This is a genomic window from Cupriavidus taiwanensis LMG 19424, from assembly GCF_000069785.1.
Lineage (GTDB): Bacteria > Pseudomonadota > Gammaproteobacteria > Burkholderiales > Burkholderiaceae > Cupriavidus > Cupriavidus taiwanensis.
The window spans coordinates 2,620,890-2,644,727 of record NC_010528.1; the positions used below are offsets into that span (position 1 = coordinate 2,620,890).

The window sequence follows — 23,838 nt, forward strand, 5'->3', positions numbered from 1 at the left end:
CTCTCCGGTCCTCAGGCTTCGGCGCGCTCGCGCGGTTGCTTGTCGGCATAGACGCGCTCCTTGAACGGGGCGATGCCGATGCGGGACAGGGTTTCGATAAAGCGTTCGTCTTCGATGCGGTTGGCCACGAAGGTGTCGATGATCCGGCTCACCACGTCGGGCATTTCCTCGGCGCTGAACGACGGGCCGATCACCTTGCCCAGCGCGGTCTGGTTGCCCTGCGCGCCGCCCAGCGTGACCTGGTACCACTCCGAACCGTCCTTGTCGACGCCCAGCACGCCGATATTGCCGACGTGGTGGTGGCCGCAGGCGTTGATGCAGCCCGAGATGTTCAGCGAGATCTCGCCCAGGTCGTGGACGTAGTCGAGATCGTCGAAGCGGTCCTGGATCGCCTGCGCGATCGGAATCGACTTGGCATTGGCCAGCGAGCAGAAGTCGCCGCCAGGGCAGGCGATGATGTCGGTCAGCAGGCCGATGTTGGGCGTCGCCAGGCCGGCCTTCTTCGCCAGTTGCCACAGCGCGTACAGGTCCTGCTTCTTCACGTCGGGCAGCACCAGGTTCTGCTCGTGCGCGACACGCAGCTCGCCGAAGCCGAACTGGTCGGCGAGGTCGGCCACGGTTTCCATCTGCGCATCGGTGGCATCGCCCGGGGGCGACACCAAACCCGGCTTGGTCGACAGCGTCACCGCGGCGTAGCCCGGCACCTTGTGGCCGTGCACGCTGCGGCTGACCCAGCGCGCGAAGGCCTTGTCCTCGAGCAGGTGCTTTTCGTACGAGGCGTCGGTGTCGGCCAGCTTTTCATACGCCGGCGGCGTGAAGTACTGCGCCACGCGGTCGAATTCGGCCTGCGTCAGCGTGGCCGGGCCGTCCTTGCTGTGCTGCCATTCTTCCTCGACTTCCTGGGCAAACTTGTCGGCGCCGATGGCCTTCACCAGGATCTTGATGCGGGCCTTGTACTTGTTGTCGCGGCGGCCATAGCGGTTGTACACGCGGATCGCCGACTCGATGTAGGTCAGCATGTGCTGCCACGGCAGGTCGTCCTTGATCACCGTGCCCAGGATCGGCGTACGGCCCAGGCCGCCGCCGGCCAGGATGCGCAGGCGCACTTCGCCGTCGGCATTCTTGTAGGCGTAGACGCCGATGTCGTGCATCTGCACCACGGCGCGGTCGTCCGCCGACGCCGAGATCGCGATCTTGAACTTGCGCGGCAGGAAGGCGAATTCCGGCTGGAACGTGCTCCACTGGCGCAGCAGCTCGGCCAGCACGCGCGGGTCCACCGACTCGTCCGGCGCCACGCCGGCGAAGTGATCGGTGGTGATGTTGCGCACGCAGTTGCCCGAGGTCTGGATGGCGTGCATCTCGACGCTGGCCAGCTCGGCCAGCACGTCGGGCACGCGCTCCAGTTCCATCCAGTTGTACTGGATGTTCTGGCGGGTCGAGAAGTGGCCGTAGCCGCGGTCGTACTCGCGCGCGATATGGGCCAGCTTGCGCATCTGCTTTGACGACAGCAGGCCGTACGGGATCGCCACGCGCAGCATGTAGGCATGGCGCTGCATGTACAGGCCGTTCTGCAGCCGCAGCGGCAGGAATTCTTCCTCGGTCAGCTCGCCGGACAGGCGGCGGCGCACCTGGTCACGGAACTGGGCGACGCGCTCGGCGACGATGCGCTGGTCATATTGGTCGTACTGATACATGGCGGGGTCCGTTCAGTATTCGTTGAATTCAGGAAACGAGCTTGATGGCGACGAGTGTCAGCGTCGTCGCCAGGGCGGCACGCACCAGCCGCTCGGGCAGCGCCCGCGACAGTTGCGCGCCCAGCCAGATGCCGGGGATCGAACCCACCAGCAGCGCCAGCAGCAAATTCCAGTCGACCGTGCCGAGCCAAACGTGGCCCAGCCCGGCCAGCGCCGTCAGCGGGACGGCGTAGGCAATGTCGGTGCCGGCCACTTCGGCCGGCTTCATGTGGGGATACAGCAGCAGGATCAGCGTGGCGCCGACCGCGCCGGCACCGATCGACGAGACCGTCACCAGCACGCCGATCACCGCGCCGACGATGACGGTGGCAACGACCTGCTTGCGGCCATGCAGCTGGAAGCGCGGGTTGCGTTCCAGCCAGGCCAGCATCTGGCGGCGGAACAGCAGCGACAGCACCGTCAGCAGCACCGACACGCCGATGGTCACGCGGATCGCATGCAGCCACCGGCCGTCGAGTTCGCCGGCGCTCTTCAGGACCAGGATGGCGGCCACCGCCGCCGGCAGGCTGCCGATGCACAGGCGCCGCACCACCTGCCACTGCACGTGGCCGTGGGCGCGATGCGCAATGGTGCCGAAACCCTTGGTGATGGATGCGAAGGCCAGGTCGGTGCCGACCGCGGTAGCGGGCGAGAAGCCGAACAGCAGCGTCAGCAGCGGTGTCATCAGCGAACCCCCTCCCACGCCGGTCAGGCCGACGAGGACGCCTACGAACAGACCAGAAACGGTATAGGCCAGGGACATGGGGGACTCGGTGTGGCGTGGCCCGCGGGTCTCGCCGTGCTGGCCGCGGCGAGAAGGCGCACCGAGGGCAGGCCGTTCATTAACAAAGTTCGAGAATCGTAATAAACTGGCCTCATACCTCAAACTAATAAGAAGTTGTTTGTTTATACGAACGCAGATATATGAACTTGCACCAGTTTCGCTTCGTGCGGGAGGCCGTCCGGCAGAACTACAACCTGACCGAGGCCGCTAAAGCGCTCTACACATCACAACCCGGCGTATCCAAGGCCATCATCGAGCTGGAAGAAGAACTGGGCGTCGACATCTTCACGCGCCACGGCAAGCGCATCCGCAGCCTGACGGAGCCGGGCCGCCGCATCCTCAGCTCGGTCGAGAAAATCCTGCAGGAGGTGGAAAGCCTGAAGCGGGTCGGCATGGACTATGCGGCACAGGACCAGGGCAACTTCACCATCGCCACCACGCACACCCAGGCGCGCTATGCGCTGCCGCGCGTGATCAGCGAGTTCACCAAGCGCTACCCCAAGGTGCGGCTGTCGATCCAGCAGGGCAACCCGGCCCAGATCGCCGATATGCTGCTGCACGACCAGGCCGACATCGGCATCGCCACCGAAGGCATCTCCAGCGACAAGAACCTGGTGTCGCTGCCGGGCTACCAGTGGACCCATATGGTGATTACGCCGCCCGAGCACCCGCTGCTGGACAAGAAGCACCTGGCGCTGGAAGACCTGATGGGCTACCCGCTGATCACCTATGACGCCAACTTCGCCGGGCGCACCAAGATCGACAAGGCCTTCGCGCTGCGCCACCTGGCGCCGGACATCGTGCTCGAGGCCATCGACGCGGACGTGATCAAGACGTATGTGGAAATCGGGCTGGGCGTGGGCATCGTCGCCGGCGTCGCCTATGATGCCGAGCGCGACCGCAACTTGCGCGGCATTGCCGCCGGGCACCTGTTCGGCAGCAACGTGACCCACCTGGCCGTCAAGCAGGGGGCCTACCTGCGCAGCTTTGTCTATACCTTCATCGAGCTGTTCTCGCCGACGCTCAACCGCAAGCTGGTCGAGCAGGCCATGTCCGGCGAACACGAAGCCTACGAACTCTGAAGCGGCCACGCGGCCGCCCTTCCTATATAAGAAAACCGAATTGCACGATGCCTGCCCTGCACACCCCACCCTGCCGCCCGGAGGTCCTGTGAGCGACCTGCCCCGCATCCACTGGACGGAAAACGGCGTCGAGCACAGCGCCGCCTGGCGCTCCGAGGCCGGCCTGCCGCCGCCGCGGCGCGTGGTCGTCGCCGACGACACCACCAGCGCCGATACCGCCTATCGCCTGGCCTGCGAAGGCACCGCGCTGCTGTGGCGGGGCGATTTCCAGAACGCGCGCCAGCTGCTGAACGCGCTGGCGCGCCGCACCGAGCGCAAGCCCAAAAAGGCCAGCCGCCCCGGCCACAAGGCCCGGGACAAGAGCCAGGCCGCGTCGCCCACCGAGGCCTTCCACCTGCACCGGCTGGCGCAATCGCAGCGCGCCCGCACGCTGGGCATGCTGCTGCTGCCATTCGAGGCCGGCCACCAGATTCCGCTGCGCCGCGCGCCGGATGTGGGCGACGCCTGCGCGCAGGTCTACGGCCCGGCCGGCGAGCCGTACGTGGCCTCGCTGCGCGAGTTGCTGGGCATGATCGGCGCCTTCGAATGGCGCAGGAAGGGCGTCGAGATCCCGGCGCTGGAAGACCGCATCCACCCGTGGTACGGCGTGTTCTCGCCGGTGCGCGGCGAGTACATCGACCTGGTCGCTGCCGAGCCGCTGCCGGCCACCACGCTGGCCTTCGATATCGGCACCGGCACCGGCGTGCTGGCCGCGGTGCTGGCCCGCCGCGGCGTGCATCGCGTGGTGGCGACCGACCAGGATGCGCGCGCGCTGGCCTGCGCGCGCGAGAACATCGCCCGGCTCGGCTACGCCGCGCAGGTCGAGGTGATCGAGGCCGACCTGTTCCCCGCCGGCCGTGCGCCGCTGGTGGTATGCAATCCGCCGTGGGTGCCGGCACGGCCCAGCTCGCCGGTCGAGCGCGCCGTCTATGACCCCGACAGCACCATGCTGCGCGGCTTCCTGCAAGGGCTGGCCGAGCACCTGGAACCGGGCGGCGAGGGCTGGCTGCTGCTGTCCGACCTCGCCGAGCACCTGGGCCTGCGCCAGCGCGACGAGCTGATGGGCTGGATCGAGGCAGCCGGGCTGAGGGTGCTGGGCCGCTCCGACATCCGCCCGCGCCACCCGCGCGCAGCCGATGCGGCCGACCCGCTGCATGCGGCGCGCTCGGCGGAAGTGACCTCGCTCTGGCGCCTGGGCGTACGCTGAGAAGGCGGCAGCCGGGGCCAGGGGTGCCCCGCCGGCCGAGTTCGGCTATCCTTTCCCGTCACATATAAGAACGGAGGAGACGATGCTGAAGCTGCCCCTGCGCCCCTTGCTGCTTGCCGGCGCGCTGTTCGTCGCCGGCGCGGCGCATGCCGACATCCGCGTCGGCATCGATGTGTCCACCACCGGGCCCGCCGCCTCCATCGGCATCCCGTCCAAGAACACCGTGCTGATGTGGCCGCAGACGCTGGGCGGGCAGAAGGCGCACTACATCATCCTGGACGACGGCACCGATCCCGCCGCCGCGGTGCGCAACGTGCGCAAGCTGATCTCCGAGGAAAAGGTCGACGTGATCGTCGGCCCCAACATCACGCCCACCGCCATCGCCGCGCTCGACGCCGTGGCCGAGGGCGAGACCCCGATGGTGGCGCTGGCCGCGTCGGCCGCCATCGTCGAGCCGCAGACCGACGCCAAGCGCCGCTGGGCCTTCAAGATGCCGCAGAACGACTCGCACATGGCCACCGTGCTGACCGAGTACATGAGCAACCATGGCGTGCGGACCGTTGGCTTCATCGGCTTTGCCGACGCCTACGGCGAAAGCTGGTGGCGCGAGTTCTCCAGGCTGGCCGAGCTGCGCAAGATCCGGGTGGTCGCGAACGAGCGTTTCTCGCGCAACGACACCTCGGTCACCGGACAGGTGCTCAAGCTGATGGCGGCGAACCCGGATGCGATCCTGATCGCAGGCGCCGGCACGCCGTCGGTGCTGCCGCAGAAGACGCTGGGCGAGCGAGGCTACAAGGGCAAGGTCTACCAGACCCATGGCATCGCCACCTGGGACTTCCTGCGCATGGGCGGCAAGGACGTGGAAGGCACGCTGTTCCCGACCGGGCCGGTGGTGGTCGCGCGCCAGCTGCCTGACAGCCACCCGGTGCGCAAGGTGGCGCTGGACTTCGTCAACCGCTATGAAGCCAGGTACGGCGCCGACAGCGTGACGCAGTTCGCCGGCGATGCCTGGGGCGCATGGATGCTGCTCGACGACGCCGCCCGCCGCGCGCTGAAGACCGGCGCCCAGCCCGGCACGCGCGAGTTCCGCGCGGCCATGCGCGACGCGCTGGAAACCACCACCAACCTCACCATCCCCAACGGCGTGATGAACCTGAACCCGAAGGACCACCAGGGCTTCGACCAGCGTTCGCGCGTGATGGGGGTGATCCGCAACGGCAAGTTTGCCTACGCGGGCGACAAGTAGCCCGCCGCATCGACGCATCAAGGCAACAACGCATCACGAAAGGAAGCATGGCATGAGCACCACTCCCACCCCCGTTACCGTCGCCTTTATCGGCCTGGGCGCCATGGGCTCGCACATGGTGCGCCACCTGCTGGCCTCCGGCCACACCGTGCGCGCCTTCGTGCGCCGCCCGGAAGCCGCCGAGGCCGCGCGCGCACTGGGGGCCGAGCCCTTCTTCACCCCCGCCGAGGCGGCCCGCGGCGCCAGCGTCGTCTTCACCAACGTGACCTCGTCCGAAGACGTGCGCGAAGTCCTGCTGGGCGCGCAGGGCGTGATCCACGGGGCCGCGCCGGGCACCATCTGCGTGGACCACAGCACCATCTCGCCCATCGTCACGCGCGAGATCGCCGCGGCGCTGGCCGCGCGCGGCATCGAGGCGCTGGACTGCCCGGTATCGGGCGGCACCATGGGCGCCGAGGCCGGCACGCTGACCATCATGGTCGGCGGCAAGGCCGAGATGCTGCAGCGCGTGCGCCCGCTGCTCGAGCGGCTGGGCAAGACCATCACCCATATCGGCGACCACGGCGCCGGCCAGGTGGCCAAGCTGTGCAACCAGATCGCCCAGGTGGTCAATATCGAAGGCATTGCCGAGGCCATGCGCTTTGCCGCCGCGCAGAACGTCGACACCGGCCGCGTGTTCGAGGCCATGGCCACCGGCATGGCCGGCAGCCGCATGCTCGACCTGATGGGCCCCAAGATGGTGGCCCGCAACTTTGCCGCCGGCATCGAGGCCCGGCTGCACGACAAGGACTTCGGTCTGGCGCGCGACATCGCCGAGGAAATCGGCCTGGAACTGCCGGCAATGCAGGCCACCTCGGCGCAACTGCGCGCGCTGATGGCCAAAGGCTGGGGCAAGGACGATACCTCGTCGCTGCTGCGCGTGCTGGAGGACTGAGGCGCCGGCGCGCCTGGGGCTCAGCGCTCCATCAGCCGCAGCACCGCGCGCGTCAGCGCGCCGTCCGCGCTGGCCAGGCTGTCCAGCACGTTGAAGTGATGGCAGCCCGGCAGCACCAGGTCGCTCGCCGCCGGATGCGCCACCTTGGCCGGCCACGCCGCGCGGATCAGCGCATGCTGGCGGTGGTACTCGGCCGCCTCCAGCTCTCCCACCGCGATCGCCAGCGGCGCGCCGCCGGCCGGCGCCATGTACGCGGGCGACAGCCGCGCGACGTCGGCTTCGGACAGCTGCAGGTCGCACTGCAGGAAGGCCGCGCGCCGCAGCGGCTCCAGGTCGTACAGCCCGCTCACCGAGAGGCCGCCACGGATCAGCCCTGCCGGCAGGTCGGCGCCAAGCTGCGGCCAGCGCGCGGCCATCAGCATCGCCACCAGGTGGCCGCCCACCGAATGCCCCGCCACGAACAGCCGCTGCGCGTCATGGCCAAGGCGGTCCGACTGACGATACAGCCAGGCCACGCTGCGCAGCACCTGCCGCACGATCTCCGGCACCGTCGCCGCCGGCACCAGCGTGTAGTTGACCACCGCCACCGACACCCCCAGCGCCGGCAGCGCACTGGCGACGAAGCTGTGGTCGTGCTTGTCCAGCGCCCGGTAATAGCCGCCGTGCACGAACACCAGCAGCGGCGGCAAGGCGCCGTTGGCGCGCCGCGCGGGGAAGTAGTCCAGGGTCTGGCCGGACGCATGGCGCGAGCCCGCGCCGGCATAGCTCAGGTCCGCGAGGAAGTGGCCGCGTGCGCGCACCTGCGCCGACCACTGCGCCCAGCGCGCCAGATGCGCCGGGTTGTCCTGCACATTGGCACGGTTGTTGTACTCGCGGTCATAGAAGGAGGGGTCCTGCGAAGGCAGGCTGGCAAGGCGCGCAAGCAAGTCTGGGTCGGTCATGGCGGTCGGGGTCAACGCAATCGGTACGGTCGGCGGGCGCAGGACTGGACGCCATGCTACCGGATTCGCGCGACCCCGGACCGGCCCGGCGCCGGTTGTCCGGCAGCGGGAATTCCGGCATAATCCCCGGCTCAGCCCGGCATCGGTTCCGATGCCGTCACACCTGCCCGGGTGGTGAAACAGGTAGACGCAGGGGACTCAAAATCCCCCGCCGCAAGGCGTGTCGGTTCGAGTCCGACCCCGGGCACCAGATTTTTTTCCCAAGCAACAGGCCACTATGCCGTCCACCTAGGCCGGCACCTGCGCATGCTCAGACCTCGATTTCGTCGAGCTTGTGCGTCTTCAGCCAGTCGCGAACCAGCACATTGAGCCGCGTTTGCCAGCGTGGACCGCTTGCCTTCAACGCCTCGAGGACATCGTCATCGACGCGTACCGTCGTGGCAGTCTTCAGGTCGCGTGAGCAGATGTGTTCAATGGCTGCACCGCCAGCCGCATTCCCATCGCCTCGAGAATGGCCGACAGGCTGCTGAGCGCCGGATTGCCCTTTGGCGACAGCGTGCGATAGAGCTGGGTAGGATTCAGGTGCGCCCGCTCGGCCACAGCCTGAACACCGCCAAAGGCCTGCGCCATCTGGCGCAGCACGACCAGCAACTCTGCCTGGTCACCATCGGCCAGGATGCCATTGATGACCTCCAGCGCCAGAGCCGGATCGCTCTGGTACAGCTCGGCCATCGCCTCGTCATGGGGCCTGCTTCTCATCATCCGATCTCCGTTGCCAGTCGTGCCAACAGCCCACCGCTCGGGCGATATCCGCGTCCTGCGTCCGCTTGTCGCCACCACACAGGAGCAGCACCACGCGATGACCGGACACGGCGTAATAAACGCGATAGCCCGGTCCGATGTCGATACGCAGCTCCCACACGCCGTCACGGCAGAACTTGTGATCGCCGAAATTGCCCAGCTCGAGCCGGGCCACCCGGCGAATCACCGCCACCTTGGCCTGGCTGTCACGCAGCCGCCGAAGCCATTCCAGGTAGAGATCCTGATGCTCGCCCGGCGTCAAGTAGTGCTCGATTCGGTAGAGATTCATTTTCGTCTATAAACGAATAAAGATCAAACCACCGACTCGGGCGTTGCTCAGGCCCGCTTTGGAAATCTGCCCTGTCACCAGCCGGTTCGGTCACATCGCTTTTACCTGCGATGCCTTCCCCCCAACGTTTCAAAGTGTGTCGGACAGCGCCCACTGGTGCCCCAGGGCGCGGCTTTCTATCCTATGGCATTGCCATCCCGTTAATCCCCGGAGCGACCATGAGCCGACTGACCCTACCCGCCCTCGCCTGCGCCGCCCTGCTGGCCGGATGCGCCGGCGCCAACATGGAAAGCCTGACCCAGGCCGGCGGCAGCCTGTTCACCGCCGCCACGCTGTCGGACAGCAACGTCAAGACGCTGTCGGACCAGTCCTGCGCCGAGATGGACAAGAAGAACACCATCGCGCCGGCCAGCAGCCCCTACGCGCGGCGGCTGGCCACCGTGATGAGCGGCCTGGGCAATACCGGGCTGCCGCTCGACGCCAAGGTCTACATGACCAAGGACATCAACGCCTGGGCCATGGCCAACGGCTGTGTGCGCGTCTACAGCGGGCTGATGGACCTGCTCAGCGACGACGAAGTGCGTGGCGTGGTCGGCCACGAGATCGGCCATGTGGCGCTGGGCCACACCAAGGCGGCGATGCAGGTGGCCTACACCGCGGCCGCGGCGCGCGGCTTGCTGGGCTCGACCGGCATTGCTTCGCTGACGGCGCTGTCGTCGTCGCAGATCGGCGCGCTGGCCGAGCAGTTCGTCAATGCGCAGTTCTCGCAGCGCCAGGAAACCGCGGCCGACGATTATTCCTTTGACCTGCTGACGAAGAACGGCGCCAACCGCCAGGCGCTGGCGTCGGCCTTCCGCAAGATGTCGACACTCGATGGCGGGCAGTCGAGCATGCTGAGTTCGCACCCGGGTTCGCTCGAGCGCGCCAAGCATATCGAAGCGCGCCTCGCCGGCGGGCGCTGAGCGCGGCACATTCGCCGCTGCCGGTCACCCGTCCGGGTGGCGCCCCCCCTTCCCTCCTGCGGGGATGCGCGCGCATCGTTGCGCCACGCGCCTCCACCGCTCGACGCAGCCGCGCCCTCCCGGGCGCGCATTGTTGACTGCGCTTAATTCACCGACAAAAGCTTTCACTACGCCCGCCCCGGAGCGGCAGAGATAATCCCTCTCGCTGCCTCGACACGGCCATGCCGTCACACGTGTTGGCCGCGTGCGCACCCCGCCAACGGCCAGCGTCGCCGTGATCGCCCCAGCGCCCCAGCGCCTCCACGCCCGGGTGGCACAACTCGCCCAACCTGCCTCACTCGTTCCAGGAGCCTTCGATGGACTGGTTGCATGAGATTTTTCAGAAATCGCCCGAATCCGCGCTGTTCCTGTCGCTGGCCGTGGGCTACGCGATCGGCAAGATCACGTTCGGGCGTTTCCAGCTGGGCGGTGTCGCCGGCTCGCTGCTCGCCGCGGTGGTGATCAGCCAGGTCGGCGTCGAGATCGACAACGGCGTCAAGGCGGTGATGTTCGCCGTCTTCATCTACGCGGTGGGCTATGAAAGCGGCCCGCAGTTCTTCAACTCGCTGAACCGCAGCTCGCTGCGCGAGATCGCCATGGCGGTGTTCATGGCGGTGTGCGGCCTGGTCACCGTGGTGGTGCTCGCCAAGCTGTTCCATCTCGACAAGGGTCTGGCAGCAGGCCTGGCCGCCGGCGGCATGACGCAGTCGGCCATCATCGGCACCGCGGGCGATGCCATCACCAAGCTGGGCCTGCCGCCCGACCAGGTCAAGACCCTGCAGGCCAACGTCGCCATCGGCTATGCCGTGACTTATGTGTTCGGCTCGCTCGGCGCCATCATCGTCTGCGTCAACATCCTGCCGCGCTTCATGAAGGCGGACCTGAAGACGGATGCCAAGAAGGTCGAGGCCAAGCTCAATGGCGGCCTGCCCCAGTTCGGTCCGGGCCAGCGCGGCGCGCTGCCGCGGCTGGTCGGCCGGCTGTATCGCGTCAACGATGCTTCCGGACAGACCGTCGCGCAGCTCGAGATGAGTGGCGAGGACCTGGTCACCGTGGAAAAGGTGCAGCGCGCGGGCAAGCAGCTCGACGTCACGCAGGACCTGGTGCTGCAGCACGACGACCTGGTCCTGCTGGTCGGCCGCCGCGATGCCATCGTGCCGGCGGCCGCGCAGATCGGCGAGGAAGTCGCCGATGCCGACGGCATGGGCGCGGTGATGCAGTCGCGCAATGTGGTGTTCACCGCCAAGGGCATGAACAACAAGACCGTGGCGGAGATCGTCGACATGGTTGGGCGGGACATGCGCCATGGCGTCTATATCGAGCGCATCGAGCGCTATGACCACCCGCTGCCGCTGCTGCCCGAACTGAAACTGCAGCACGGCGACGTCATCACGCTGTATGGCACGCCCGCCGACACCAAGCGCGCGGCCGGGATGGCGGGCTACGAGCTCATGCCCAGCGAGAAGACGGACTTCGTCTACTTCGGCGCCGGCGTGCTGGTGGGCCTGCTGATCGGCCTGCTGGTCTGGCGCATCGGCTCGATCCCCTTGACGCTGGGCGCGGGCGGCGGCGCGCTGCTGTCGGGCCTGGTGTTCGGCTGGGCGCGGTCCAAGCACAAGATGTTCGGCGCCATGCCGACGGCCGCGTGCCAGTTGCTGAAGGACTTCGGGCTGGCCGCGTTCGTCGCCATCGTCGGCATCAACTCCGGCTTGCAGGCCGTGTCGACGCTGCGCCAGAGCGGTCTGACCATCTTCATCCTGGGCGCGGTGGTGACGCTGCTGCCGCTGTTCCTGACCATGCTGTTCGGCCGCTACGTGCTGAAGTACGACAACGCCGCGCTGCTGGCCGGCGCGCTGTCCGGCTCGCGCAGTGCCAACCCGGCCTTCGGCGGCATCCTCGACAAGGCCGAAAGCCCGGTGCCCACGGTGCCGTTCGCCATTACCTACGCGCTCGCCAACGTGCTGTTGACGCTGCTGGGCCCGCTGGTGGTGGGCCTGGTCTAGCGCATTCCTCTTTGCCCTCCCCGCTGCTGCGCGGGCCGTGCCGCCGGTGCCGGCCCGCCAAACAACCGACAAGCGTCTACACAGGAGCAAGCCATGAGCAAGTTCGATATCTCCAAGCTGTCCAGCCTCTCGCCGTTCGAACTGAAGGATGAACTGATCAAGCTGGCCAGCAGCGACGCCGAGCGTCTGATGCTGAACGCAGGCCGCGGCAACCCCAATTTCCTGGCGACGGTGCCGCGCCACGGCTTCTGGCAGCTCGGCCTGTTCGCGATGCGCGAATCGGAGCGCTCGTTCTCGTACATGCCCGAGGGCGTCGGCGGGTTCCCGCGCCGCGACGGCATCGAAGAGCGCTTCGACCTGTTCGCGCGCGAATTCGCCGACACGCCGGGCGTGAAGTTCCTCGCGGGCGCCGTATCGTACGTGCGCGACCAGCTCGGCCTGAATGCCGGCGACTTCCTCTACGAGATGTGCGAAGGCATCCTCGCCTGCAACTATCCGGTGCCGGACCGCATGCTGAAGCTGTCCGAGTCCATCGTCGGCCAGTACATCCGCAAGGAGATGATCGGCGACCATCCGTTCATCGGCGACTTCGACCTGTTCGCGGTCGAGGGCGGCACCGCGGCCATGACCTACCTGTTCAACACCATCCGCGAGAACCACCTGCTCAAGGCCGGCGACACCATCGCGCTCGGCATGCCGATCTTCACGCCGTACATCGAGATTCCGGAGCTGAACGACTACCAGCTGGTGGAGCTGTCCGTCGATGCCGATCCCGATTCGCGCTGGCAATACTCGAAGAAGGAACTCGACAAGCTGCGCGATCCCAAGGTCAAGGCCTTCTTCCTGGTCAACCCGAGCAACCCGCCGTCGGTGCGCATGAGCGACGAGAGCCTGGAATACCTGGCCTCGATCATCGAAGAGCGCCCCGACCTGATCATCCTGACCGACGACGTCTACGGCACCTTTGCCGACAACTTCGTCTCGCTGTTCGCGATGTGCCCGAAGAACACCATCCTGGTGTACTCGTTCTCCAAGTATTTCGGCGCGACCGGCTGGCGCCTGGGCGTGATCGCCACGCACCGTGACAACATCTTCGACCTGCAGATCGGCAAGCTGCCGGAAGCGACCCGGCAGGAACTGAACAAGCGCTACAGCTCGATCACCACCGAGCCGCAGAAGCTGAAGTTCATCGACCGCCTCGTTGCCGACAGCCGCACCGTGGCGCTGAACCACACCGCCGGCCTGTCTACGCCGCAGCAGGTACAGATGGTGCTGTTCTCGCTGTTCTCGCTGATGGATACGCCGGACGACTACAAGAACGCGATGAAGCGCCTGATCCGCAGCCGCAAGGCCGCGCTGTACCGCGAGATCGGCATCGCGCCGGACAGCGACGACCCCAACGCCGTCGACTACTACACGCTGCTGGATATCGAACAGCTCGGCGGCAAGGCGATCGGTCCGGATTTCGTCAAATGGGTGATGAATTCGGTCGAGCCCAACGAGCTGCTGTTCGAACTTGCCGACGAAGCCGGCGTGGTGCTGCTGCCCGGCCGCGGCTTCGGCACCCGCCATCCGTCCGGGCGCGTCTCGCTGGCAAACCTGAACGAAGCCGACTACGCCAAGATCGGCCGCGCAATCCGCAAGCTGTTCGAGACCTATGTGGAGAAGTACAACGAGGTCACCGGCAGCAAGGCGAACAAGCACGTAGTGAAGAAGTAGGCCCGCACCGGCAGGCCAGGGGCCCGGCATTGCGCCGGGCTTTTTTGTGTTCAGTGCCGAACGACGGGGTGACGTGCGCGGGGACAAACAACCCGCCGCCCCTCACCGACCCTCGACAAACTCCAGCACGGTCGCCAGCATCCCCCGCAGCGCCGGCTGCAGCGCCGCGGCCCGCGCCTCTTCATAGGCAAACGGATACACCTCGTTCATGTAAGCGCACTGCGCCAACTCCAGCTGCACCGCGTGCACGCCCTCGGCCGGCTTGCCGTATTGCCGCGTGATGTAGCCACCCTTGAAGCGGCCGTTGAGCACCGCGGTATGCCCCGGCACTGCGCTGGCCTGTTCCAGCAGCTGGCCGGCAAGCGCGGCGTCGCAGCTGTCGCCGTTGGCGGTACCGAGATTGAAGTCCGTCAGCTTGCCTTCGAAGAACCGCGGCAGCACTGAACGGATCGAGTGCGCATCCCACAGCGCGACGGTGCCATGCGCTGCCTTGAGCCGTGCCAGCTCGTCGGCCAGCGCCTGGTGGTACGGGCGCCAGACCGCGTCCCGGCGCGCGGCGATCTCGGTGTCGTCGGGACCGTTGCCGTCGGCATACAAGGGGGTCTTGTCGAAGGTATCGACCGGGCACAGGCCGGTGGTGTCCTGGCCGGGATACAGGTTGGCGTTGTCGGGCGGACGATTCAGGTCGACCACATAGCGCGAGTGCGTGGCTGCCAGCACCGAAGCGCCGAGTTCGCGGGCGAAGTCGTACAGGCGTTCCAGGTGCCAGTCGGTATCGGGCACGGTGCGCGCTTCCGCGGTCAGGCGCTGCGAGACCGATGCGGGCAGGTGCGTGCCGACATGCGGCATCGATACCAGCAGGGGGCGCGTGCCCCGGTGCAGGGTGAAGGCAGGGATATCGGTGGAAAAAGACATGGTCGTTGCGATGCAGTGGGCTTGCGCCCGGTTTCAGTCGGCGGCCAGCAGGCTGGCGCGCGCCGCGATGAACAGGCGCCCGGCTTCGGCCTGCAGCGGATGCGCGCCATGCTGCACGCGGCTGCGGCCGGCGGTGCGGACTTCCGCTAGTGTCTCATGGCCGTGGCCGGCGAACACGTGCGTGGCCAGCGCCTGTGGCCCGTCGAGCCCCGCCAGCGTCGGATGCGCGCCGTCCAGCACCACGAAGTCGGCCTGCTGGCCCACTGCCAGTCCGGCCACCGCGCGCCCCGAAGCACGCGCGCCGCCCGCCACCGCCTCCAGGTACAAACGGTCCGCCACCTGCGCGTGCGTGTCGGACGCCAGCACGTTGCGCCGCTGCAGTCCGAGCCGCTGCCCGTACTCGAACAGCCGCAGCTCCTCCGCCACGCTGACGCTGGCATGGCTGTCCGAGCCGATGCCCCATGCGCCCTGCTGGGCCAGGTAGGGCGCGGCCTCGAACACGCCGTCGCCCAGGTTGGCCTCGGTGGTCGGGCAGATGCCGGCCACCGCGCCGCTGTGCGCCAGGCGCCGGCGTTCGTCCCAGTCCATATGGGTCGCATGCACCAGGCACCAGCGCGCATCGACGTCGACATGGTCGAACAGCCACGTCACCGGGCGCGTGCCCGACCACGCGATGCAGTCGTCGACCTCTTTCTGCTGCTCGGCGATATGGATATGGACCGGCGCCTGTGCGTCAACCGCGCGCAGTCCCGCCAGCGCATGCAGCAGGCTTGCTTCCGGCACCGCGCGCAGCGAGTGCGGCGCCAGCCCCAGGCGCGCGCCGGCCTGCGCGCACGCCGGGCGCAGCCGCTCCAGCAGCTTCAGCATCGCATCGGTGTCGTGCAGGAAGCGCCGCTGTCCTTCCAGCGGCGGCTTGCCGCCAAAGCCCGCGGTCTGGTACAGCACCGGCAGCAGCGTCATGCCGATGCCGGCGCGCTGCGCCGCGCGCAGCAGCCGCAGCGACATCTCGGCGGCATCGGCGTAGGGCTTGCCGCCTTCGTCGTGATGCACGTAGTGGAACTCGCACACGCTGGTATAGCCCGCGCACAGCATCTCGATATAGAGCTGTGTGGCGACCGCCTCCAGCGTGTCGGGCGAAAGCCGCTGCGCGAAGCGGTACATCAGCGTGCGCCAGCTCCAGAACGAATCGGCGCCGGCCGGATCGTCGCCCTGCGGGCGGCTGCGGAACTCGGTCAGGCCGGCAAAGCCGCGCTGGAACGCATGCGAATGCAGGTTGGGCATGCCAGGCAACACCGGGCCGGCCGCCCGCGGCACGCCGGCGCCGGGCGCCGTCCCCGCCTGCACGGCGGTGAAGCGCCCCGCTGCATCCCAGGCCAGCAGCACGTCGCGGGCCCAGCCCTCCGGCAGCAGCGCATACGGGGCGAACAGTTGCGTGCCGCTCATGCCGCGGCTCCCGCGCCGGCGTGGACGCGACCCTGGCGCACCACCGTCGCGACCGGATTGCGGCCGAACCAGTACGCCAACTCGGCGGGCGAGTCGATGCGCCACAGCGCGAAATCGGCAACCCGCCCCACGGCCAGCCGCCCATGGCGATCGTCGGCGCCCAGCGCGCGCGCCGCGTGCGCGGTCACGCCGGCGAGCGCCTCGGGCACCGTCAGCCGGAACAGCGTGCACGCCATATTCATCATCAGCAGCAGCGAAGTCACCGGCGACGTGCCGGGATTGTGGTCGGTGGAGATCGCCATCGGCACGCCGTACTGGCGCAGCAGCGCGATCGGCGGCAGGTTGGTATCGCGCAGGAAGTAGTAGGCGCCCGGCAGCAGTACCGCGACCGTGCCGGCTTCGGCCATCGCGGCCACGCCCGCTTCGTCGAGATGCTCGAGATGGTCGGCCGAGAGCGCGCGGTGGCGTGCCGCCAGCGCGGCGCCGCCGAGGTTGCTGAGCTGCTCGGCATGCAGCTTGACGCGCAGCCCATGGCGCGCCGCGGCGTCGAACACGCGTTCGGTCTGTGCGATCGAGAAACCGATCGACTCGCAGAAGGCATCGACGGCATCGACCAGGCCCTCGTCGGCCAGTGCCGGCAGCATGGTGTTGCAGACCAGCTCGATATAGTCGTCGGCACGGTCCGCGTATTCCGGCGGCAAGGCGTGCGCGCCGAGGAACGTGGTGTACACCGAGATCCCGAAGTGCTCGCCCAGCCGGCGCGCCACGCGCAGCTGCTTGCGCTCGGATTCCAGGTTCAGTCCGTAGCCGGACTTGATCTCGATGGCGGTGACGCCCTCGGCCAGCAGCGGCTGCAGGCGCGCGGCGGCCTGCGCGAACAGCGTGTCTTCGTCGGCCCCGCGCGTGGCGCGCACCGTCGAGACGATGCCGCCGCCGGCGCGCGCGATCTCTTCATAACCGGCGCCGGCCAGGCGCATGGCGAACTCGTCGGCGCGCTGGCCGCCGTAGACCAGGTGCGTGTGGCAATCGACCAGCCCGGGCGTGATCCAGGCCCCGTTGGCGTCATGGCGCGGTGCGCCGCGCCAGGCCTCGGGCAGGTCCGCTGCCGCACCCAGCCACGCGATGCGTCCATGCTCGACCACCAGCGCGCCATCGCGGATCGCGCGAGCGGGATCGGCATCGGGCAGCAGGTGGCAGTGGTGCCAGACGCCATCCGCGCTGGGCGCGGACAGCAAGGAATTCGGTGTCATTGGCCAGGCTCCGGCTCGATGGTGACGCACAGGCACAGGGCCGCGTCACCATCAGGTTCAAACACGTGCATCGAGGCGGGACCGGCAGCCCGCGACAGCGCCCCTTCTCCCGCCTGCAGCCGCAGCGCGGCACCCGTTTCCTGCCAGGTGCCGCCGATGGCCAGCAAGCACAGCGTGTGGCTGCCGGTGCTGACCGCAAACCCTGCGCGGAACGCTTCGACGCGCGCACGGCAGTGTCCGCGCCGCGTCATCACATTGAAGTCGCGCGTGGCGCCGTCGAGCAGCGTCGCCTGCAGGCTGGTATCGCCGGAAAACGCGAACGGCTCGCCGATGATTGCCAGTCGATGGCTGAAGCTGCCGTCGTCCGCGCGCAGCGTCACGCCGGCGCCGTCGAGCAGCACGATCTGGCGATCGATGCCGGGAAACGCCGAAAACGGGCCGTCGCGTTCGATATCGGCCACGCTCAGGCGCCAGACAAAGTCATCCATGCCGGCAGCCGGCGGCCACACCGCGAGCTCGCGCGTGTTGCCGCCGCCGTTCTTCCAGCGCGTGGGCGCGATGTCGGCCAGCGCGAAGGATTGAAACAGCGATGAACTCATACGCCCTTCACCATCGGCAGGTCCAGGCCCTTCTCGCGCGCGCAGTCGATGGCCAGGTCATAGCCCGCGTCCGCATGGCGCATCACGCCGGTGGCCGGATCGTTCCACAGCACGCGCTCGATGCGCTTTGCCGCCGCGTCGGTGCCGTCGCACACGATCACCACGCCGGAGTGTTGCGAGAAGCCCATGCCCACGCCGCCGCCATGATGCAGGCTGACCCAGGTGGCGCCGCCGGCGGTGTTCAGCAATGCGTTGAGCAGCGGCCAGTCCGACACCGCGTCTGAGCCGTCGCGCATGGCTTCGGTCTCGCGGTTGGGCGAGGCGACGGACCCGCAGTCCAGATGGTCGCGCCCGATCACGACCGGCGCCTTCAGTTCGCCCGACTTCACCATCTCGTTGAAGGCCAGCCCGGCGCGATGGCGCTCGTCCAGCCCCACCCAGCAGATCCGCGCCGGCAGGCCCTGGAAGGCGATGCGGTCGTGCGCCATGTCGAGCCAGCGGTGCAGGTGCTTGTCCTCGGGGAACAGCTCCTTCATCTTGGCGTCGGTTTTGTAGATGTCCTCGGGGTCGCCCGACAGCGCGACCCAGCGGAACGGCCCCTTGCCGCGGCAGAACAGCGGGCGGATATAGGCCGGCACGAAGCCGGGGAAATCGAAGGCGTTCTGCACGCCCTCGTCGAACGCCACCTGGCGGATGTTGTTGCCGTAGTCGACCGTCGGCACGCCCATCTTCTGGAAGTCGAGCATGGCCTGCACGTGCCTGACGATGGAAGGACGCGCGGCGGCTTCCACCGACTTGGGATCGTGCTGGCGCGCATGCTCCCACTGCGCGACGGTCCAGCCTTGCGGCAGGTAGCCGTTGACCAGGTCATGCGCCGAGGTCTGGTCGGTGACAATATGCGGCCGCATGCCGCCGGCCTGCGCGCGCTTGGCCAGTTCCGGCACGATGTCGGCGGCGTTGCCGAGCAGGCCGACCGAGATCGCCTCCTTCTTTGCCGTGGCGTCGGCGATCATCGCCAGCGCCTCGTCCAGCGTGGTGGCCTTCTTGTCGAGATAGCGCGTGCGGATGCGGAAGTCGATGCGCGATTCCTGGCATTCGATGGCGAGCACGCAGGCACCCGCGAGCACGCCGGCCAGCGGCTGCGCGCCGCCCATGCCGCCGAGGCCGGCGGTCAGGATCCACTTGCCCGACAGGTCGCCGCCGTAGTGCTGGCGGCCGGCTTCGACAAAGGTCTCGTAGGTGCCCTGCACGATGCCCTGCGTGCCGATGTAGATCCACGAACCCGCCGTCATCTGGCCGTACATCATCAGGCCGGCGCGGTCGAGTTCATTGAACTTGTCCCAGGTGGCCCAGTGCGGCACCAGGTTGGAGTTGGCGATCAGCACGCGCGGCGCGTCCGGGTGCGTGCGGAACACGCCGACCGGCTTGCCCGACTGCACCAGCAGCGACTCGTCCTCGCCCAGGCGGCGCAGGCTGTCGAGGATCGCATCGAAGCATTCCCAGTTGCGCGCCGCCTTGCCGATGCCGCCGTACACCACCAGGTCCTGCGGGCGCTCGGCCACGTCGGGGTCCAGGTTGTTCTGGATCATGCGGTAGGCGGCTTCGATCAGCCAGTTCTTGCAGTGCAGCCGGGTGCCGCGCGGAGCGCGGATCTCGCGCTGGCCGCGTTGGAGGGATTGGGATTCGGGAGCATTCATGTGTTGTTCTCCTTAGGATGGCGCTTTTGACGCGATCGCTTGCTGTTGCCAATTGGTGCGTGATTGCGGCTGGATGCGCTGGCGCATCAGCCCGCGTTGGTCGGCAGAATCGCCCGCACGGCAGCGGGCCATCCCGCCCCGGCATCCCCCTGCACCACCCATTGCTTCATCGCTTCGATATCCGGCGCCAGGTAGCGGTCGCCTTCGACAAAATCCACCCGCGCACGGATACGCGCCAGTTCCTGCTCCACCAGCGGCGACGACTTCAGCGGCCGGTGGAATTCGATGCCCTGCGCCGCGGCCATGGCCTCGATGCCGACCACCACCGCGGTATTCGCCGCCATGTCGCCCAGCCGGCGCGCGCCGTAGGTGGCCATCGACACATGGTCTTCCTGGTTGGCCGAGGTCGGCAGGCTGTCGACGCTGGACGGATGCGCCAGCGACTTGTTCTCCGACGCCAGCGCGGCCGCGGTCACCTGCGCGATCATGAAGCCCGAATTCAGCCCGCCGTCGCGCACCAGGAACGGCGGCAGGCCGGACAGGCCGGTATCGAGCAGCAGCGCCAGTCGGCGCTCGGAGATCGCGCCGATCTCGGCGATCGCGAGCGCGATGATGTCGGCGGCGAAGGCCACCGGCTCGGCGTGGAAATTGCCGCCGGAGACCACGTCGCCCTGCTCGGAGAACACCAGCGGGTTGTCCGACGCCGCATTGGCTTCGATCTGCAGGATGCGGGCGGCGTGCTGCAGGTTGTCCAGGCACGCGCCCATCACCTGCGGCTGGCAGCGGATCGAGTACGGGTCTTGCACGCGGCCGCAGGCCTTGTGCGAGTCGACGATCTCGCTGCCGTCCAGCATCGCACGCACCGCGCCGGCCACGGCAATCTGGCCGGCCTGCCCGCGGGCTTCATGGATGCGGGCGTCGAACGGCTTGACCGAGCCCTTGATCGCCTCCAGCGACAGCGCGCCGGCGACCAGGCCCGCGGCAAACGCGTCTTCGGCGGCGAACAGCCCTGCCAGCGCCAGAGCGGTCGACACCTGGGTGCCATTGAGCAGCGCCAGGCCCTCCTTGGGGCCCAGTTCGAAGGCCTGCAGGCCGGCATGCGCCAGGCCTTCGGCGGCCGGCACGCGCTTGCCGCCGACCATCACCTCGCCCACGCCGATCAGCGTGCACGACATATGCGCCAGCGGCGCCAGGTCGCCGGAGGCGCCGACCGAGCCCTTGGCCGGGATGCACGGCGTCACGCCGTGGTTGACCAGCGCCAGCAAGGCCTCGATCAGTTCCGGGCGCACGCCGGAATGGCCGCGCGCCAGGCTGACCGCCTTGGTGGCCAGGATCAGCCGCACCGTGTCCTCGGCCAGGTCCGGGCCGGTGCCCACGCTGTGCGACAGCACCAGGTTGCGCTGCAGCTGCGCCAGCTTGTCGTTGGGGATGCGGGTCTGCGCCAGCTTGCCGAAGCCGGTGTTGATGCCGTAGACCACGGCGTCGGCGTCGATGATGTCCTGCACCGTGGCCTGCGCGGCGCGAACGCCGGCCCAGGCAGAGTCAGCCATGGCCAGGCGCACTTCGCCGCGGTAGATGCGGCGCAGCTCGGCCAGGGTGACTTGGCCCGGCTGCAGGGTCAGCAGCGGACGGGAGGCTTGGTCATGTAGGCTGGCAGTCATTTGTATGTTCCTGTCTATACAGCTTAGGTAAACAGCTTAGGTAAAAATTTGAGTTAGCAGGCGGATTCGTGTGGAATCAGCCGAACGCGGGGTTGCCGTCGGCGCGGAAGCGGCTGCCGAGGCGATAGCGGTTGCCGGGATGCAGGCAACGGACAAAGGTCACCGGCACGCCGTTGGTCCAGGTGCGGCGCGTCAGCATCAGGCACGCCTGCGTGGGCGGCATTTCCAGCTGCGCGGCCTGCTCCGGCGTGGCGGCGATGGCGTCGACCACATGCTCGACCTGGTCATAGGGCACGTGGCGCAGCAGGTATTCGCCGGGCTGGGTCTCGCTGAAATCCTGCGTGATGAAATCGGGCGCCACGCGCGGGTTGACGTAGCGGTCCTCCAGCTGCACCGGCACGCCGTCCTCGCGGTGCACGCACACGGAGTGGAACACCGACTCGCCGGTGCGCAGCTCCAGCGCCGCGGCCACCTCGATCGACGCCGAGACGCGCTCAACCAGGATCACGTCGCAGGCGTAGTCATGCCCGCGCATGCGGATCTCGTCCTGCAGGTTGACCACCGACAGCAGCGTCGACTGCGGCTTGTGCTCCGCGACGAAGGTGCCGACGCCGGCCACGCGCACCACCCGGCCCTGCTCCTGCAGTTCGCGCAGCGCCCGGTTCACGGTCATGCGCGAGACGCCGAAGCGGTTCACCAGTTCCTGCTCCGACGGTACCCGGTCGCCCGGCTGCCACGCGCCGCTCTGGATCTGGCGGGCGATGTACTCCTTCACCTGCTGGTAGAGCGCGGTGGGAGAGGCAGAAGCGGAAGTCGGGGTACCGGCGGCGTGGTTCATATGCGCTTAGTGCTCGGCCGCGGCCATGGCCTCGGCGCGGATTTCCTCGGTCAGCCGCGCCTTGAGCGCGGAGAACTCCGGAGTGGTCTTGATCGTGTAATGGCGCGGGTGCGGGAAATCGACCGCGATCTCGCTCTTGATCCGACCCGGCCTGGCGGAAAACACCGCCACCCGGTTGGCCATGAAAATGGCCTCGTCGATATCGTGGGTCACGAATAATACCGTCTTGCGCGACGCCTCCCAGATGCCCAGCAGCAACTCCTGCATCAGCACGCGGGTCTGGTTGTCGAGCGCGCCGAACGGTTCGTCGAGCAGCAGGATCTTGGGATCGTTGGCCAGCGCGCGCGCGATCGCTGTGCGCTGCTGCATGCCGCCGGACAGCTGCTTGGGAAAATGGTGCTCGAAGCCGCGCAGCCCCACGCGCTGGATAAAGAAGTCGCTGCGCTCCTTCTGCTCGGCCGCGCTCATGCCGCGCTCGCGCAGGCCGAAGCGCACGTTCTGCTCGATGGTCAGCCACGGAAACAGCGTGTACGACTGGAACACCATGCCGCGGTCGGCGCCGGGCGCGAACACCGGCTGGCCGTCGAGCAGCACGCGCCCGCTGGTCGGGGTATCCAGGCCCGCGACGATGCGCAGCAGCGTGGACTTGCCGCAGCCCGACGGGCCCAGGATGGTGACGAAGTCGTTGTCGCGCACTTCGAAATCGACCGGCTGCAGCGCCAGCGTCTGGCCGCCGCGCGGGTTGGAGAAGGTCCGCGAGACCTGCTGGATGGATAGTGCGCTCATTGGATCGAACTCCACGGGAACAGGCGCTGGTTGGCGCGCTTGAAGACAAGGTCGGAGACCAGGCCGATGCAGCCGATCACGATGATGCCGAAGATGATCTGCCCGGTATTGAGCAGCGCCTGGCTGTCGGTGATCATGTGGCCGATGCCCGACGACGAGCCGATCAGCTCGGCCACGATCACGTAGGTCCAGGCCCAGCCCAGCACCAGCCGCAGGATCTCGGCGATTTCCGGCGCCGCGCCCGGGATCAGCACGCGCCGCACGATGCCGGCGCTGTTCGCGCCCAGCGTGTACGCGGCCTCGACCAGGTCCTTGCGCGCCCCGCCAACCGCCACTGCCACCATCAGCACGATCTGGAAGAACGAGCCGATGAAGATCACCAGCAGCTTCTGGGTCTCGCCGATGCCGGCCCACAGGATCAGCAGCGGGATGAAGGCCGACGCGGGCAGGTAGCGGCAGAACGAGACGAACGGCTCGAAGAAGGCCTCGGCCGCCTTGTACGCACCCATGAAGATGCCCAGCGGCACCGCGATCACCGCCGCCAGCACAAAGCCGCCGACCACGCGCCACACGGTCATGCCGATGTCGCCGATGAAGTTGTACTCGGTGAACAGGGTCATGCCCTCCCTGGCCATCGTCATCGGGTCGGCCAGGAACGTGCGCGGCACGAAGCCGCCCAGCGTCACCACGGCCCACACGCCGAAGAACAGCACGAAGAAGGACAGGCCCAGCATCCAGCGGGTGTTGGGCGCCACCGGCACCAGCGGTGCCAGCCACGGATGGCGCCGGCGCTGCGGCGCTTCCCCGGCGGGGGCCGCCACGGCGGCGGCCGGGGCGGGTGAACCAATACGGGCTTGCGTCATGACGTCA

General features: G+C 68.1%; 22 protein-coding genes and 1 tRNA gene. 8 read left to right on the forward strand and 15 right to left on the reverse strand.

The genetic code is table 11. The annotated features are described in order from the left end of the window. Positions 1-11: 11 nt before the first annotated feature. Together RALTA_RS12025 and RALTA_RS12030 are read right to left on the reverse strand one after the other, a co-directional pair. Positions 12-1,694: a nitrite/sulfite reductase gene (locus RALTA_RS12025; protein WP_012353706.1), complete on the reverse strand. Its 1,683-nt coding sequence runs from the start codon at positions 1,692-1,694 to the stop codon at positions 12-14. Between the two features lie 28 nt (positions 1,695-1,722). After that, positions 1,723-2,496 (reverse strand): sulfite exporter TauE/SafE family protein, encoded by a 774-nt coding sequence (locus RALTA_RS12030; RefSeq protein ID WP_012353707.1) that lies wholly within the window; start codon positions 2,494-2,496, stop codon positions 1,723-1,725. Positions 2,497-2,657: 161 nt separating this feature from the next. On the opposite strand from RALTA_RS12030, the gene RALTA_RS12035 reads away from it, so the two are divergent. From RALTA_RS12035 to RALTA_RS12050, 4 genes are all read left to right on the forward strand, one after another. Next, complete coding sequence (locus tag RALTA_RS12035) at positions 2,658-3,599, forward strand: CysB family HTH-type transcriptional regulator (protein ID WP_012353708.1); 942 nt, start codon at positions 2,658-2,660, stop codon at positions 3,597-3,599. Between the two features lie 88 nt (positions 3,600-3,687). Continuing rightward, positions 3,688-4,845, forward strand: coding sequence for a methyltransferase (locus RALTA_RS12040; RefSeq protein WP_012353709.1), 1,158 nt, complete (start codon positions 3,688-3,690; stop codon positions 4,843-4,845). A gap of 82 nt (positions 4,846-4,927) precedes the next feature. Further along, a complete protein-coding gene (locus RALTA_RS12045; RefSeq protein ID WP_012353710.1) occupies positions 4,928-6,091 on the forward strand; it encodes an ABC transporter substrate-binding protein in 1,164 nt (387 codons plus the stop codon). A 16-nt stretch (positions 6,092-6,107) separates the two neighbouring features. After that, the gene (locus RALTA_RS12050; RefSeq protein ID WP_407637503.1) at positions 6,108-7,025 is read left to right on the forward strand and encodes an NAD(P)-dependent oxidoreductase; all 918 of its coding nucleotides are present in this window, start codon (positions 6,108-6,110) and stop codon (positions 7,023-7,025) included. 20 nt (positions 7,026-7,045) lie between these two features. Here RALTA_RS12050 and RALTA_RS12055 read toward each other — a convergent pair whose 3' ends face one another. Further along, the gene (locus RALTA_RS12055; RefSeq protein WP_012353712.1) at positions 7,046-7,966 is read right to left on the reverse strand and encodes an alpha/beta hydrolase; all 921 of its coding nucleotides are present in this window, start codon (positions 7,964-7,966) and stop codon (positions 7,046-7,048) included. Positions 7,967-8,131: 165 nt separating this feature from the next. Between RALTA_RS12055 and RALTA_RS12060 the strand changes: the two genes are divergently transcribed. Then, positions 8,132-8,216 (forward strand) — tRNA-Leu (locus tag RALTA_RS12060). Positions 8,217-8,276: 60 nt separating this feature from the next. On the opposite strand, the gene RALTA_RS30780 is transcribed toward RALTA_RS12060, so the two are convergent. The 3 genes from RALTA_RS30780 to RALTA_RS12070 are packed head-to-tail and all read right to left on the reverse strand — an operon-like array spanning position 8,277 to position 9,056. Beyond that, positions 8,277-8,369: a hypothetical protein gene (locus RALTA_RS30780; protein WP_240989961.1), complete on the reverse strand. Its 93-nt coding sequence runs from the start codon at positions 8,367-8,369 to the stop codon at positions 8,277-8,279. A 44-nt stretch (positions 8,370-8,413) separates the two neighbouring features. Next, a complete protein-coding gene (locus RALTA_RS12065) occupies positions 8,414-8,725 on the reverse strand; it encodes a helix-turn-helix domain-containing transcriptional regulator (protein WP_012353714.1) in 312 nt (103 codons plus the stop codon). Continuing rightward, complete coding sequence (locus tag RALTA_RS12070) at positions 8,706-9,056, reverse strand: type II toxin-antitoxin system RelE/ParE family toxin (protein WP_012353715.1); 351 nt, start codon at positions 9,054-9,056, stop codon at positions 8,706-8,708. Before RALTA_RS12070 ends, RALTA_RS12065 begins: the two co-directional genes overlap by 20 nt. Before the next feature lie 218 nt (positions 9,057-9,274). On the opposite strand from RALTA_RS12070, the gene loiP reads away from it, so the two are divergent. The 3 genes from loiP (at position 9,275) to RALTA_RS12085 (ending at position 13,779) form a co-directional block, all read left to right on the forward strand. Next, positions 9,275-10,018 carry a metalloprotease LoiP gene (loiP, locus tag RALTA_RS12075; protein ID WP_012353716.1) on the forward strand — a complete coding sequence of 248 codons (744 nt, stop codon included), beginning with the start codon at positions 9,275-9,277 and terminating at the stop codon, positions 10,016-10,018. A 356-nt stretch (positions 10,019-10,374) separates the two neighbouring features. Further along, positions 10,375-12,060, forward strand: coding sequence for an aspartate-alanine antiporter (aspT, locus tag RALTA_RS12080; protein WP_012353717.1), 1,686 nt, complete (start codon positions 10,375-10,377; stop codon positions 12,058-12,060). Positions 12,061-12,153: 93 nt separating this feature from the next. After that, positions 12,154-13,779 (forward strand): bifunctional aspartate transaminase/aspartate 4-decarboxylase, encoded by a 1,626-nt coding sequence (locus tag RALTA_RS12085; protein ID WP_012353718.1) that lies wholly within the window; start codon positions 12,154-12,156, stop codon positions 13,777-13,779. 102 nt (positions 13,780-13,881) lie between these two features. On the opposite strand, the gene hutG is transcribed toward RALTA_RS12085, so the two are convergent. The 9 genes from hutG to RALTA_RS12130 form a co-directional block, all read right to left on the reverse strand. Beyond that, positions 13,882-14,694, reverse strand: coding sequence for an N-formylglutamate deformylase (gene hutG / locus RALTA_RS12090; protein WP_012353719.1), 813 nt, complete (start codon positions 14,692-14,694; stop codon positions 13,882-13,884). A 33-nt stretch (positions 14,695-14,727) separates the two neighbouring features. Then, positions 14,728-16,137: a formimidoylglutamate deiminase gene (locus tag RALTA_RS12095; protein ID WP_012353720.1), complete on the reverse strand. Its 1,410-nt coding sequence runs from the start codon at positions 16,135-16,137 to the stop codon at positions 14,728-14,730. After that, positions 16,134-17,387, reverse strand: coding sequence for an imidazolonepropionase (gene hutI / locus RALTA_RS12100; protein WP_012353721.1), 1,254 nt, complete (start codon positions 17,385-17,387; stop codon positions 16,134-16,136). The genes RALTA_RS12095 and hutI overlap by 4 nt, the downstream gene beginning before the upstream one ends. Beyond that, positions 17,384-17,986, reverse strand: a complete 603-nt coding sequence (locus RALTA_RS12105; RefSeq protein ID WP_012353722.1) for a HutD/Ves family protein — start codon at positions 17,984-17,986, stop codon at positions 17,384-17,386. The genes hutI and RALTA_RS12105 overlap by 4 nt, the downstream gene beginning before the upstream one ends. Continuing rightward, complete coding sequence (gene hutU / locus RALTA_RS12110; RefSeq protein WP_012353723.1) at positions 17,983-19,683, reverse strand: urocanate hydratase; 1,701 nt, start codon at positions 19,681-19,683, stop codon at positions 17,983-17,985. The genes RALTA_RS12105 and hutU overlap by 4 nt, the downstream gene beginning before the upstream one ends. Positions 19,684-19,769: 86 nt before the next feature. After that, positions 19,770-21,344, reverse strand: a complete 1,575-nt coding sequence (hutH, locus tag RALTA_RS12115) for a histidine ammonia-lyase (RefSeq protein ID WP_012353724.1) — start codon at positions 21,342-21,344, stop codon at positions 19,770-19,772. Positions 21,345-21,420: 76 nt separating this feature from the next. Then, positions 21,421-22,182 carry a histidine utilization repressor gene (gene hutC / locus RALTA_RS12120; RefSeq protein WP_012353725.1) on the reverse strand — a complete coding sequence of 254 codons (762 nt, stop codon included), beginning with the start codon at positions 22,180-22,182 and terminating at the stop codon, positions 21,421-21,423. Between the two features lie 6 nt (positions 22,183-22,188). After that, positions 22,189-22,968 carry an ABC transporter ATP-binding protein gene (locus RALTA_RS12125; protein WP_012353726.1) on the reverse strand — a complete coding sequence of 260 codons (780 nt, stop codon included), beginning with the start codon at positions 22,966-22,968 and terminating at the stop codon, positions 22,189-22,191. Then, positions 22,965-23,831: an ABC transporter permease gene (locus RALTA_RS12130; RefSeq protein ID WP_012353727.1), complete on the reverse strand. Its 867-nt coding sequence runs from the start codon at positions 23,829-23,831 to the stop codon at positions 22,965-22,967. The genes RALTA_RS12125 and RALTA_RS12130 overlap by 4 nt, the downstream gene beginning before the upstream one ends. Positions 23,832-23,838 lie beyond the last annotated feature (7 nt).